The 14320-nt window shown below is 44.2% G+C and carries 11 protein-coding genes; 9 read left to right on the forward strand and 2 right to left on the reverse strand.

Annotation, left to right across the window (positions count from 1 at the left end):
• Positions 1 to 20: 20 nt before the first annotated feature.
• On the forward strand, positions 21 to 1058 hold the full coding sequence (locus tag BUC30_RS09005) for a helix-turn-helix transcriptional regulator (RefSeq protein ID WP_073424520.1): 1038 nt from the start codon (positions 21 to 23) through the stop codon (positions 1056 to 1058).
• A 122-nt stretch (positions 1059 to 1180) separates the two neighbouring features.
• Here BUC30_RS09005 and BUC30_RS09010 read toward each other — a convergent pair whose 3' ends face one another.
• Positions 1181 to 2227: a PD-(D/E)XK nuclease family protein gene (locus BUC30_RS09010; protein ID WP_073424521.1), complete on the reverse strand. Its 1047-nt coding sequence runs from the start codon at positions 2225 to 2227 to the stop codon at positions 1181 to 1183.
• A gap of 227 nt (positions 2228 to 2454) precedes the next feature.
• On the opposite strand from BUC30_RS09010, the gene BUC30_RS09015 reads away from it, so the two are divergent.
• The 7 genes from BUC30_RS09015 to BUC30_RS09045 all read left to right on the forward strand — a co-directional run bounded on the left by BUC30_RS09015 (position 2455) and on the right by BUC30_RS09045 (position 10201).
• Positions 2455 to 3198, forward strand: a complete 744-nt coding sequence (locus BUC30_RS09015) for a hypothetical protein (RefSeq protein WP_073424522.1) — start codon at positions 2455 to 2457, stop codon at positions 3196 to 3198.
• A 61-nt stretch (positions 3199 to 3259) separates the two neighbouring features.
• Positions 3260 to 4009 carry a hypothetical protein gene (locus BUC30_RS09020; protein WP_073424523.1) on the forward strand — a complete coding sequence of 250 codons (750 nt, stop codon included), beginning with the start codon at positions 3260 to 3262 and terminating at the stop codon, positions 4007 to 4009.
• A gap of 8 nt (positions 4010 to 4017) precedes the next feature.
• Entirely contained in the window at positions 4018 to 5097 is a 1080-nt protein-coding gene (locus BUC30_RS09025) for an AAA family ATPase (protein ID WP_073424524.1), read from the forward strand.
• Between the two features lie 50 nt (positions 5098 to 5147).
• Positions 5148 to 6425 carry a VWA-like domain-containing protein gene (locus BUC30_RS09030; protein ID WP_073424525.1) on the forward strand — a complete coding sequence of 426 codons (1278 nt, stop codon included), beginning with the start codon at positions 5148 to 5150 and terminating at the stop codon, positions 6423 to 6425.
• 73 nt (positions 6426 to 6498) lie between these two features.
• Positions 6499 to 7812, forward strand: coding sequence for a DnaB-like helicase C-terminal domain-containing protein (locus tag BUC30_RS09035; RefSeq protein ID WP_073424526.1), 1314 nt, complete (start codon positions 6499 to 6501; stop codon positions 7810 to 7812).
• 25 nt (positions 7813 to 7837) lie between these two features.
• Entirely contained in the window at positions 7838 to 9028 is a 1191-nt protein-coding gene (locus BUC30_RS09040; RefSeq protein ID WP_073424527.1) for a hypothetical protein, read from the forward strand.
• A 9-nt stretch (positions 9029 to 9037) separates the two neighbouring features.
• A complete protein-coding gene (locus BUC30_RS09045) occupies positions 9038 to 10201 on the forward strand; it encodes a hypothetical protein (RefSeq protein WP_073424528.1) in 1164 nt (387 codons plus the stop codon).
• Positions 10202 to 10259: 58 nt separating this feature from the next.
• On the opposite strand, the gene BUC30_RS09050 is transcribed toward BUC30_RS09045, so the two are convergent.
• Positions 10260 to 12593: an AAA family ATPase gene (locus BUC30_RS09050; protein WP_073424529.1), complete on the reverse strand. Its 2334-nt coding sequence runs from the start codon at positions 12591 to 12593 to the stop codon at positions 10260 to 10262.
• A 293-nt stretch (positions 12594 to 12886) separates the two neighbouring features.
• Between BUC30_RS09050 and BUC30_RS09055 the strand changes: the two genes are divergently transcribed.
• The gene (locus BUC30_RS09055) at positions 12887 to 14278 is read left to right on the forward strand and encodes a sensor domain-containing diguanylate cyclase (protein WP_073424530.1); all 1392 of its coding nucleotides are present in this window, start codon (positions 12887 to 12889) and stop codon (positions 14276 to 14278) included.
• Positions 14279 to 14320 lie beyond the last annotated feature (42 nt).

Genomic DNA, 14320 nt, shown 5'->3' on the forward strand with positions numbered 1-14320 from the left:
GAACAACCTCAGGAGTTTTTATGGCGGACATGACGCGTGGCGAACGAACGGTGCAACTTTTTGCAAAAGTGATTTCTAACCCGGAAAAGAAATTCACTATCAACGATTTGATGGAATCGTTCAACATACCCGCAGAAGAACGCCGCAATGTGCAGCGCGACATGCGATTCCTTTCGGAGATGGATGGTGGTCGCTACATCGCCGTCGATACTGTTGGACGCACGTCGTATTACACCTCGGCGCTCCGCAATGCAGAAAGGCTCCTGTTCCCGAATTTCGAAAACACGATGCTCCACTTCGTGTTCCTCAAGCGCATCGCGAATATTTACCCAGCGACAAGCGAAACCATTACACAGCTTTTGGAACGCATCGAAAAAAGCCTGCCGAACAGCGAACAAAAAACACTCAGACATCTCGGTGACGAACTCAACTCGAAGATTTTGTTCATGGGTACGCCGCCAGATTTCGAGGAAGACTCCAGCGAAAAACTGCGAATCATTCTTCAAGCAATTCACGAGCACCGCAAAATAGATGTTTTTTATATGGGCGCGACGACGTTTATGGGTCCTTCTACGTCCGAAAGAAAATCTACGCGCATTCCCTTGATGATTATCGTCTATCAAAACGAAATTTATGTGGCCTGCGAATCAGAAAAAGTCAAGGGCGCCACCTACACGCTGAAATTCCGCCGAATTCTCCAAGTCAAGCTTTCAAAGGAAACGTTTGTCGAAAATCCAAAAGTCATAGACAAATTGCGTAGACAAGTCGCATCGGGAGCTGCGTTCATGAGCGAACAGGAACCGCATCTCGAAGATATCGAAATCGAATTTGAATGGCGGGTACGCAACTACCTTATGGAAAATAAGTTCAACCAATCCATGCACATGCGAGTATTGCGCAATGCCAAAATCTTGGTGACAATGAAAGCGGATGTCAACCAGCTCTTAGTAAACTGGATTACATCTTACACGACAGCCGCCCGCGTCATAAAGCCAGCGTCACTGCGGAATAGTCTCAGGGACTACGCTAAATACCTGCTTGAAAATTACGGCGAGTAATTTTTGTAAAAGACCGAATACACTAGAATCCTGCAGTATTTCTTACGTATAAAAAAAGTTTAAACAAAATCATTTGTTCAGCGACAGCTCCAAGCGAATCGTTGAAGCAATACTCGTGACAGTTATTTATTGAATTTTACTTCAATTTCGGGCATACCTGAAATGTACTTTCGCAGGACTTTATTTTTGGATTTTGGATTTATCATATAGAAAAAATCCCTGTCCTTATGGTTCTTTTCACTTACAGAATAATGCAATCGATTGTCGTCATTCACAGTTGTCTGATATAAATGGCATTGAATCGTTCCTGAGTTTGGCTCTACTCCAGATTCTTTGAATATTGCTTCCTTTATGGATTTTTTGATTTCTTTATCACTATAATCTTTATTTATCTCCATTTTATTATAGAAATCTCGGAAAAAATCAATAACGGGTTTACCGTATATTCTGCGTTCATGATTGGCATTTTTCTTTTCGATAAAACTGCTAAAATTGGCTCGAATAAAACCAATGAATGATTTTAAAAGGAATATGGATTCTTCAGATATGGGATCTATTTCGCCATTGCGTTCCAGCTCCAAAATAGCAAGGATTTTTTCTAATATTGAATTTTTTTCATTGGTATTGTCATTTTTCCAATACAGATGAATTTTTCTTTGTTGGTCATAAACAAAATTTTCAAAAACGTTATCTGAAGCTTCTGTTTTTTGGAGTGTTAGATAACAAAAGTATATATCAGTCCCCTTTTGAAACTGTTTTGTTATTCCTATTGATTCATCATTTAGTTGATTTTTTTCAATAGACGCATCCTTGATTTTGTTTTCGAGACATAAAATTAATTCGGGAGCATTGAGCTTGTTTTTTTGTTCAGTTTTTGATTTTTTTTCTTTTTTCCAAAAAAGAATGACTATATCTATATCTCGATGTTTTTTCTTCGATTCTTTATCTGTTTTGTCATCAATGTCCACTTTGTATTCTGGATTTACTTCCACATCGTAATCTGAAAAATCTTTATCCTTTAAAGATTCGAAGTCGGAAAGAATACTTTTTAAAAGGGAATCTCCTAAACCATGGTCTTCATTGGGATCCAATAGATAGGCCAAAAAAGACGAAACGTTTGGCTCTTTTAATGATCCATCATTGGATGATAAAATCTTAAAGATGTTCATAAGCAGGAATCCATTCTAAGTTCTGTTAATTATTTAACAAGTAATCTAATTCTTTTATTAAAGAATAGACTGCTCTTTCACAAGAATGATTAGGATTGTCAAAAAAAAACTAAGACTATCTTTTTACAAAATCTCCTTGTTTCACGATAATAATCATGCATACATTCAAATACATGCACAATACCAAAACACGCACAAAATGCAAAAACGGCAAAAAGGAGATTTTTATGTCCCAAACCATCAAAGAAGGGTTCACACAGTTCAGCAGACGCCAGCAAAAAGGCGTCTCACTTGTGACGGATGCCGTTAACCAAGAGGAATCGGAGCAGAAGTTTTACTCCGAGTGGCTCGAAAGGCGGCAAAATCGTAAGCGCAAGTTGCTGTACCAGGAACTTGACCTAATTCTTCGCCACAAGGATAAAATTCTCGCGACGCCCCGATATGCGAATATCGATGTTCATTACGCGTTGAGTGGTTTCGTGGGTTTTGCCAAGGCGTTGACCAGGAAGGATCTGAATTTCGGTAGTGCCCGAGTGACAATAAACTTGAGGCTAGCCTCACTCCTGAAAATTTGGGAGGAAGAACAGTTCCAAGTCGAGTGCGGCTGTGGCGCAACAGCGTACATCTACAGATTCGGAGGTTCGCACGGCTCGGGAATGAGCAACGCATCGGCATTCTGCCCCCATTGCAAGCAAGAAATCCACAACATCAAGAATCGTCCCCCTTGGAGGTATTACCACATCGTTACCGACGCCTTTACCGCAGATGCCAAAAGATTCGTTGAAAATTTTTTAGACAAGTGGAAGGTCGCGAACGAAAAGTATCAGGAAAACCTTAAAAACGAAAACCGTAACCCTCGTACTCAACCGGTGAATATGCTTCGTGGCGATGATGCCCCCTGCCGCATAGAAACGCTGATACAAGAATTAAAGTTAAAAGAAGTCGGCAGCAATGCCGGTGAACATTCTTAACACTTTCAAATACGTCAATATTTGACGCATACGAGTTCTATATTATACGTTGGATAAACGTATGAGTAGCAAGATTATCAAAAAAGAAAGTTTTGAACAGTTTGCCCGCAAGTATTGGGAAAAACTGGTTTGCGGGCTTCTTGTTTCTGGAGAGCGTGGGTGTGCGCCTTCTGAAGGCGAGATTCTTTGCGCGTACAATGAGATGAAAAACCGCTTTCCAGAATGCAAATGCAATATAGTAAGGTCGGGCAGAAGTCAAGGTAATGCGCTCCAACGGGATATGTTCCAGCAAGGCGATAAAATATGTGGCATCAGGGTTATCTTTACGCTTGACGCATCATCGTCCATTGAATTCGTTTTGTCGGATTCGCTGTACCATATGCATTTTAGCACCGAAGGAATTGACCCATATACTCACAGGATCGACACTTGTGATTTGTCGCTGACCATGAAGAACATTGAGAATTTTATCAACAATTTTCCCGCATATTTTGCCGCTCTCGAAACTAAAAAAGTTGAATTTGCAAAAAAAGTCAAGCTTAAGGAAATGGCAAGTTCCAGCTTAAAAGCGTGCGTTTCGCAGATGCTATCGCCAATAGGCTATGAATGGAATTTAACAGACAAAGGAAAATATTTTTCACTCCAGATTAAAATTAGCGAAAAGAGAATAATCGAAATATCGTTAAACGAAAAAAATTTCACTAAAAGAATTCCTGTTATACCCGAGATACTCAAGAATATCGAAAATTTGCTTAATACGCTACCGTTCCCAATAGACATTTCGATGACAAAGGAATTCTTAAAAAAATAGAGGTAAGCATGTCAGTACGTATAAATGCACAAGAATTGGAAAATTTATTGGCTGCGACTCCAGCATCGCAGAATATCATGCTCACAGGCAAGCATGGTATCGGAAAATCGCAGATTCTAGAGAAATTCTTTACGGCACGTGGCGAACGTGTGGTAATTCTGTTTTTGGGGCAAATGAGCGACCCTGGCGATTTAATCGGACTCCCGCGACTTGACGAAGCTACGGGCAAAACGATTTTTATGCCGCCGTATTGGTTCCCGACCGATGGCAAACCTGTAGTGCTGTTTTTAGATGAACTGAACCGCGCCCGCCCTGAAGTGCTGCAGACCATTATGGACTTGACTCTGAATCGAACGCTTACGGGTCGCAAGTTGCCAGAAGGTTCGCGTGTGATTAGCGCGGTGAACGACGGCGAAGAATACCAGTTGACGGATTTGGATCCGGCGCTTGTGAGCAGATTCAACATTTACGAATTTAAGCCCACCGCACAGGAATGGCTATTGTGGGCATCGAAAGCAGGGCTCGACAGCCGCGTGATAGACTTCATCTCAGAAAATCCAGAAATGCTTGACGGAGCTGCGTTTACTCGCGAGGATCAAGGACTCGAAAAGTCGCCAGACCGTCGCGGATGGGAACGTGTTTCGAAGATATTGCAGACGAACGAGGTCTCTCCGCTTTTGAAAACCGTCATTGCAGGCATCATCGGCATGCCTGCCGCAACCAAGTTCTTTGCGACAATTAACCAAAAACGCTTGCCAAGCGCGAAGGAAATTTTGCTTGGTGATTTTGCAAAGCAAAAGACCACACTCAAAAAATGCTCTACACCGGAATTTGCCGCCGTGAACGAATCCGTTTTCCGCTTTATAGAAACGAAAAACTACGATGAGAAAGATACCGCAAAGGAGAATAAAGTGGCGACGAACTTTGCCGCATATTTTGAGTTTCTTTCAGGCGAAAAATTCCGTGAAGCGCAGGCTCATTTCGCAAACTTGTATTCGTCTTCGCTGTACCCGTCAACAATGATGTTCATCATAGTGCAATGCCCTGAATTGTATAAGAAGATAACGGCATTCGTCAAGTCGATTTAAAGGCTGCGGAAACGCTGACGGAATCCAAGAAAAGCCAGGGCTAATTCGATATGGATGTTATTGATAGAATAAAGAAAATTGGCGAACGGTGGTTCTTGACTGAGCCGCTCTTGTTTGCGGTGTACTGCAGTCACGAATTCTACGAGAATGATTCGCTAGATGTGGCCATGCGAACCGGCAATAGAAAGGTCGAATTCGCTCCGAAGCTTTTAAAAAGTGTGCAGAATGCCACGCTAGCGGAATTTTTGAAAATTGAAATGTTCCGCATTTTGCTGAAGCACCCCTACCAGCGACAGCCTCCGTTTGCATCGAAGCCCCTACTCACTCGAGCAAGCGATATCACTATCACCGATGTCTATGAAATCCCGCCGATACTCAAAAAACAAACGAGTGGAACGGAATTGAATTTGCCTCGCGGACTATGTTTCGAAGAGTATTACAACTTGCTTAAGGAAACTGCAGTGCCATTTTCGGGAATTTGCGGGGAGCCAAACAACGGCGATGGAAAACAGCACGATGGCGGAGATTCAGGTAAGCAGGGCGAAGAGTGTAATGCAATCAGTTCCGCGCAGGGCAACAGCATATCTGGAGAGCCAAGTGAAAATGGCGGCGATTCTTGCGGCACGCAAGAAAAACTAGATGCGCAAATTTCGGAACTTTGGGAAGAAGATGAGGAAGCCTGTTGCGACATAAACGGATTTATTGAAGTCGCCGAAGCCAGCAACAACTGGGGTTCAATTTCCGGAAAGATGCAAGGCATTATCAAGGCAAGCATGAAAGTCGATATGGACTACCGCAAAATGCTGAGCCTGTTTAAGACTTCGGTGATTTCTAGCAAGCGACGCCTTACCCGCATGCGCCCCAATCGACGTTTCAGCTTTAACGCCATGGGCAGCCGATACGAGCTTTCGACAAACCTGCTGATTGCAGTTGACGTAAGCGGATCCGTCACCGATAAGAGCTTGCAAAACTTTTTCTCGGTAATAAATAGGCTCTTCAAATACGGCATCGAAAAGCTCGACGTTTTGCAATTCGATGCGAAAATTCAAGGCGAACCCGAACCATTAAAAAAGGCGCGCAAGTCCATAAAAATTAGGGGCCGAGGAGGAACAAGTTTTCAGCCTGCAGCTGATTATTACTGCGCACACCCCGAATATGACGGAGTCATCTACTTTAGCGATGGTTACGCCGCGCCGCCCAAATTCAACACCAAGCGCCCAATCGATGTACTCTGGGTGCTCAGCGGAAAAAGAAGTTACGAAGAAAACTCCAAGTGGATTAAGAAGTTAAAACGGAATCGCGTCACATATATTCCTACGAGTGGGTAATTGTCCGCCCGTTTCATACGTCAGCAATTGTCGTATAGGCATAATATATTTACAAGCAAGCAAAGGAGTTTTTATGTTCGAAGACAAGATGACAGATAGTTTTGAATCGTTGGCGGAAAATGAAATCAACAAAGCTTTCCGCTACTACAATTACGTGCGAGAATTTTACGGTTATCTATGCGATTCGCTGGACTTGGTCTTTGAAGACAATTGCAATGAATTCGACCCGGCTTACGCCCCTGCCGAAAAGGAATTTCCACCCGCCGACGGAATTGACGAAAGTTCCACCGATAAGGCTAAATCACTAGACAAGATGACGCGAGCCATTCGCGCCTACGGAACAATGCAGACGATCGTTGGAGCATTCGACAAAGATTGCATAGAAAATGCTGCAAAAAATCGAGGAATGCTACAGGACACGCACAAGTTCGCGCTTACAAGTATTGCACAGTGGTTCCCGAATCCTAGCATTTGGCGTGAATTTGACGAGCCTGCACAAAAACAACTAAACGAATATTCGGGTAACGCACAATGCGCCGCATTGCTGTTGGAGCCGCTTTCGCTCGAAGATGCAATTCATAAAATTTTTGTGAAGCAAAAGAAAAGCCTCGAAAAATTTCTGCCGCAAAAAATCGATAATCTGAAAAAGTTGCAAGCCGAAATGGAACGCTCTTACACGGGTAAAGCGGATTGGACAAATCGTCTTCGCAAGGGCGAATTGACGATTCTGGCATCGCGCCCAGGTGTCGGAATCAGGACATTCGCATTGAACGTTGCAGCGAGCGCGGCACTGGATGACGGCAAAGGCGTTGTCTATTTCAACTTGGATAACTGTGGAATGCGGCGTGGCGATCAGCTCCTTTGCCAGTACGCTAATGTGGACTATAGTAAAATTTGCGAAGAAGCCCTTGATAAAACCGAGACTCAAATGCTCGTAACGGCGGTGGGTAAAATTATGCATTCGCATCTACGAATTGAAGACGCTACCGATATGAGCCTTACAGAACTTGCCCAAAAAGCAAGACTCTATAAACAACTAAAATCATTAGACGTTTTAATTATCGATTACCTGCATTTGCTGAAAATTCGTTCTGGTTCAAACAAGGCGGAATCATTAAAGATGGCAACTTGGGCGCTGAAAAATCTCGCTATGGAATTGAATATTTCCATTCTACTTCTTTGCCCGCTAAGCCGCATAAAATCTGCCGAACAGTCCCCCGTTCAACAATCCGACCTTAATGAAGTCACAGAAATTGCACAAGAATCAGATAACGTTTGGTTGCTCGACCGAGCCTTCCTAACAATCATCAAAATTGCAGACAATTCCACAAAAAAGATTCCTCTGCACTTCACGCACAAAAGCGGATTTACGATAAAAGCTCAATAGATTCCATTAAGGAATGAGGTTTTCAATGAGAACGCTACAGCAAATAAAAAATGACATCATAGCCGTTCAGAAAGAACTGGCGTTTTTCGAAGACAAGCGCGCGATGTTACACAAGGCGCACCTTGAGCTGGTTTCTTTTTGTTGGTTTGACGGAATGGAAATTGATCACGATTCTGAGCCAACGACCAGCCCGAATCTTGATAGTATTGATAACAAAGTCAAGGCGGCAATAATCGCTATTGATATGATTAATCGGACAATCGGAATCATGGAACGCCTGCAACACATGGCTTCGGATGATTATGAAAAGACTTTTGCCAACAAGCAAGAAGAACTCGAATCCTTCACGAAAAACGAAAACGATTCTGAGGAAAAAAGACATCAAGCCCTCAAGGGTTTCCAGAAGATTCGGGATATCTTTCCCGCAATCGGTGTCGAGTGTACTCTATGGTTAGGCTTTGCCGCCGATGACAGAACCAAACTGACAAATTTATTGATGGAAGCAGATAGAGCAATAGCTAGTCACGATGTGCAGGAACTCAGGCGCGCTTTAACAAAGCTGTTCAAAGATCAGGCTACGTTGTTGAAAAGGCAAATTGACGAGCATCTTGAGCCTTTGAAAAATGAACGTAAACAACTGAAAATAGAACTGAAAAATCTAAGCCCTCACGAATTAATTGAAAAATGTGGCAAGCCCTATTGGGTCGAGGTGAGCGGTTCCGAAAAGTTTTTCGTAAAAAGTGGAGCATTCCCGATTCCAAATATTTGTGCGATGGATTTTATTTCGCAGAAAATTGAGTCGCTTGACGTAGACGTCTTCCACTACAAGCGGATTTACGAATATCTTGAAGAGCCATCTTCGATGCGAATCTTTGGATTCGATTCCAGAGAAGAATTTGAGAATGTTGTAAAAAAGTGGGATGTAACCGATGAACAGAGCGGTAAAGCAGATTGGTTTCGGAGCTGTGTCGCGGAAATAGACGAGAATATCTATTACGGATTTTCAAACGAACTGCTGCCGCAGTGGAAGGCTGTACTTGAAAAAGCCGTTCCGATTCTCGAAAGGGAATCTGAAGAAAAATGGCTAATCGAAATGGGGAAAAATTTACTTCAGGAGCCTGTGATAGAACTAAGGTTAGCTCCGATCCCTGTGCCAGATTTTCTCAAAATAAGTGATAAACAGCTCAAAAAGTTTATGAAATCAGCGAAAAAGTAAGGAGCCAATATGAGATACACGCTAAAAATAGATTTAAAACCGAAAAAGTTCGTCATCAAAGAAATCAAGGGAATAGGCGCAGCTAACGCCTACGAATTCGATAAAACCATTCATCCAGAGACTGAACGTCAACAAATCGACAATATTGGCGGAGTGATTACCTACCCGGCGGATTTGCAATTCAAGCCAGATTTGTCCGTTGTATCAAGTTTCTTGAGATACAACCGAGCACAGATTTTTCATCGCAGTTTCTGGGCGCGACTCTTCGGCAAGAAACGTGATGAAGTCGTTATAGACTACAACGATTTCAGCAACGATGGTATTTTCAAGGGGCATTTTATAAACCAAGAATCGGGCGAAATGTACGACAACCATTCCGCAACTTTAGAAATAAACGAGCTTTCGTCGAAAGAACTCCTCACCCTGGCAAAATGTATTCTTGACAATCAACGAGGTCAAACCCGTGATAAGGAACTTTTGGTCAACGACTTGAATCAGCACAAGCATTATTTAGTAAGCATTCAAGACCAGCCGCAGAAGCAAATCCCAATTGCCATCGATGGCGCCGCTGTCGATAATATCTCAAAATATTTCGAACCATTCGAATGCGCTATTATCAGCAGATTCCCCCAAAACATCGAAAGCGTAAACGACGGTATTTTTAGCAAAATTCGAGAGTACGCAGAGAGCGAAAAATACAAAAATATCGGTTTTGTCCCGCTGATGTACCGACGCTATTGGGATCGCAAGCTCTATGCGGTGGCACTCAAGTTGCGTTATGTCATAGCAACATGCAATGACTGCTATGTATTTATCAATACAAACAGTATGCCTGACTTTTTCAAGAATGTACAGAAACTCGCCAAGGCGTTTAATCAAAAATCTATTATCGTCAAGGAAGCTGCTTCGCAAAATGCGTTCAGGGAACATGTCGATATTGACAACAAGCAACGAGAATCAGTCGGTCGTTTTGTGGAAAACATTCCGCTGGCTGAAATTTTGCAGCAAACATTTTGCCAGTCGAGCACGCCATTGCATTTTAAGGACAATGACGAATTAAAGAGAACAATGCAGCTTTGCCTTGATTCTTGGGAAGGGCGGAATAATATGGGCAAATACATGATTTCGCAGACAACCAAGAAACTTATGGAAGAGCTTGGACTTGAATCATAACGAACGGCAACTATAAATTTGTGGGGACATTCACGGTAATGAATGTCCCCCATTTTTTCTACAGTCCCATCGTTCGACCTTCGCGACTGTCCTTGTAGGCGATTTCCGCCTTTAGAGCGTCCATGATGCGGTCTGCAGTGAGTTCGCTTTCGGCGTAGAAACGGAGCGTGCTGTAGACAGCGTTGAAATCACCCGGAGTGAGCATGCGCAAGTTGCGGGCTGCTTCAGGCATTTGTACGCTCGGGAAGAATCCGCGCCACAACGATTCAATGCCTTCCGGCTTGAGGTAGCCGAACTTGACTTTGAGCGCAAAGCGTCTGCGCGATGCAGTGTCGAGTTCGCCTTCGAAGTTGGTGGCGGCAATGAAGATTCCCTTGAAATTTTCCATTTGCGTGAGCATTTCGTTCACCTGGGTCACTTCCCAATTGCGCGATGCACCGCTGCGGTCACGAATCAAGCTATCGACTTCATCGAGGAAGAGGATTGCCTTAGCTTCTTCGGCTTCCTTGAACATCTTGCGGATGGCTTTTTCGGTTTCACCGACGTAGCTGTTCAGCAAGTCGCTTGTGCGCTTGATGATGAGCTTGCGACCGAGCGTACGAGCGATGTGCTTGGCGAATTCCGTCTTGCCGGTGCCAGGAGCGCCGTAGAGGAGCATGTTAAGACTATCCGGGCGGTCGCCATCTTGCATCTGTTTCCACTTTTCGTCAAACGCGCTCATGACTTTCAGCACGTTCTTCATGTCTGCATCGATGTTCAGCGCATCGAGCAGGTACGTGGGCGAACGGCTTTCCTTGTCGCGGTTGGCATAAACCATGTCCAAGTCCAACAGCTCCGATTGCGCTTCGGCAATGGTACGGATTGCCTTGATGGGATCAATCTTGCAACCAGATTCTACGAGTTTTTTAGCACCGACAATGGCTTGCGTGATGCCGCCTGCGGTAATCTGCAATTCTTCGGAGAATCGCTTCACAACATCTTGCGGAATGATGGACGATGCACCATGTTCGCTTACCACAGATTCCCAAACCTGTAAACGCTTTTCGGCATCGGGGCGGTCGAAATGGATGGAGTAATTAAACCTGCGGAGCGTGCTGTTTTCAATCCAGCGCGTGGTATTCGAAATCCAGATAACGGGAACCTTGATCTGTTCGAGGAAAAAGTTGAGACTACCTTTTTCGCAACAGTTGAGAATGACGTCAGATTCATCCACGAGGAGAATCGCCTTCTTTTTCTGGAACTTTGTGGCAGCATAAAGAATGCTCCCCATGCGACTGCGGACGACAGAGTTTTCCTTGCTTTCGCGATGTTCACCGACAATGCTAATGTTCGTAAGCACGAGCGGGCGATTGAGTTTTTTCGCGATAGCTTTGGCAAGTTCAGTTTTGCCCGTACCTTCGACACCATAGAAGAAAAGGTTCAAGCCTTCACCAACATTGGCATGTTTGAGCATGTTAAATGCCAGTTCCACTTTCGGATTGCCGTTGCAGAGTTTCTTGAACGGAACAGCATCGCCTTCATAGACTCTAAAATAGAGGCTGTCCAAATCGTTACCGGAATGACCGTCCAGGAACATGCCGATGCGCTTGGAAATATCGAGGTCTTCGTCAAGAATGCCCATCTGCTTGAGCGTACCCTTGTTCGAAACAGCATTTTCGAAGTCCACGTCTGGATAAAGCTGCGGGAAAATGTCCGGAAGCACTGCACCTCTGAACCTGCGGGAGCCGATCATCTCCAAAAGCGAACTGCACTGTTCCTTGTTGAAGAAAATCCACGAGAACATCATGATTTCCATTTCGTCATCGGTCAAATTGAACGACTTCTGCACGATTTCAAGGCGCTTGTAATAAGCGTCATGCACGTCTCTGTTCTCTTCCAGAAAACCGAGCAGTTCACGGACAATGCTATCGTAGAAAACCTTTTGCGACTGCTGGTCAAAAATGCCTTCACCGCACAGGTAATTGCGCACGAAATCCGTAATTTCGCGGACAGAACAGGAACGGTCAATGACGTCGTTGAAACGCACGACAGCCATTTGGCGGCGCTGGTAAGCAACGCTCATTTCTTCGCTCTCTTCGTTGCAGCGGAGCCTCTTGCCGGCATAATTCCCGTTCGATTCCTTGATAAAGCGCTTTTTTGCATGAAGCGGGAGGCGGTCTTCTTCGGCGTTGAGCTTTTCGAAATGTTCCGAGAGGTCTTTCAGCACGCGGGAGGCGCGTTCTTTGGAGATGATTGCAATGCAGTCGTCGGCATCCGGGTAGCTTTTGCAAATTCGCATCATGCGAATCCAGTATTCATAGCTCTTGAGCGTCACGAAATCGAGTTCAAAGTTTTTGCGGGTGCATTCGGTATTCAGGGAATTTAAGACACGACCGAAGTAATTATCTCTCATAAAACCTCCTTTCAAACGGCAATCTCATTTTAAGCCGCAATTATATATCGTTTTCTACACTAAATATGTAAAGAGATTAAATCAATCTTTCGATGACTTATATATAGAAAGCGCACGCGACAAATAAAGTCGTATAAACATGCCTGTCGAAAATTCACAAAAATAGGGTTACACCGGTCGAGAACGACAAAAAACACACTATAGTTTACATCCCCTGTAAAAAGCGCCGTTTTTGTACAATAAGATTTACATTTCGTCCCTAAAGATTTATTTTTACCTTGAAGGAGAACGAAATGACTCATAAGAAAACGATTCATAGAAGTCTTATTCTGGGTAGCGCCGTCTTTATCGCATTCATGTGCTTTCTGCTTTCGATCCAGGCGTACCTCACCTACTCCCAGTCGCTTTATAAACGCTACGACGACAAGCTCAGCAACATCCTAAACTATGCCACCAACCGCATAGACATGGACGACCTTTACCAGAACACCATAACGGGCCAAAAGACCGAAAAGTACAACGACGTGCAACAGTTGCTCAACGGCATGGTCGACGATTTCGAGCTGTTCTACCTCTACTCCCTTTTCGTGCGTAACGATTCCATGTACAATATCTGCTCCGCCACAAGCAAGGCAGAACGCGAACGTGGCGAAGAAGACATGAAGTTACTGGAACCCACAGACGCGTATGAACTTTCTGAAATTCGAAAATTCGCCAAGGCAATGACCAAGGGTGAAATTTCATACTTCGAAGAAGATTCCGAATGGGGACCCGCCTACACCGCCTGTAAACCGTACGTCAATTCGTTGGGTGTCCATTTCGGCGTCATCTGCGCAGACATATCCATTTCTGAGCTTCACAAGACCGTCAACAATTACGTTTTATACAACGTTACACTGACACTGGGTCTCGGATTACTCTTCGCACTGATTCTATTAGCCTGGTTGCGCCGCAACGTAACAGGACCGATTCTTGAACTCGAAAAGAGCGCCCGCAATTTTGCCGAAAAGAGCCGCGGCAAAAAGTCGCCCGACGAACTTATATTCGACGCCCCAAACATCCACACAAACAACGAAGTCGAATCGCTCTCGAACGCTATATCGCAGATGTCGCAGGACATGCGCACTTACGTCCAAGGTCTTCTAGAAGCTGAAGAACAGGCGCGCTCTGCCCAGGAACAAGCCGAAGACATGACTCAACTAGCCTTCAAGGATGCCTTGACCCACGTCAACAGCAAGGTCGCTTACGACAAGATGAAGGAATCTTTGCAAGAACAAATCGAAAAGGGTGGCGCGACATTCGGATTTGTAATGATAGACCTCAACGATCTCAAGGAAGTCAACGACCACTATGGCCACGACTGCGGCGACAAATACATTTTAGGTTGTTGCCATATATTCTGTAATATTTATAAGCAATCCCCCATTTACAGAGTCGGTGGCGACGAATTTGTAGTTCTGCTGCAAAACAGCGATTACAAGAACAAGGACAAGTTAATTAAAGTTATCGAGTCAGAATTTAAAAAGACCCGAAACAACAATTCACGCAAGCCGTGGGAGCGCTATTCTGTCGCTTTTGGCATGGCAGAATACAAGCCCGGCGATACAGTCGACAACGTATTCAAGCGAGCCGACGAAATCATGTACCACAAGAAAATGGAAATCAAGAATTCACCCAAAGCTTAAAGCATGAAAGCCTCCCCGAAGGGAGGCTTTTTAGCACTGCTA

This window comes from Fibrobacter sp. UWB7 (assembly GCF_900142945.1).
Lineage (GTDB): Bacteria > Fibrobacterota > Fibrobacteria > Fibrobacterales > Fibrobacteraceae > Fibrobacter.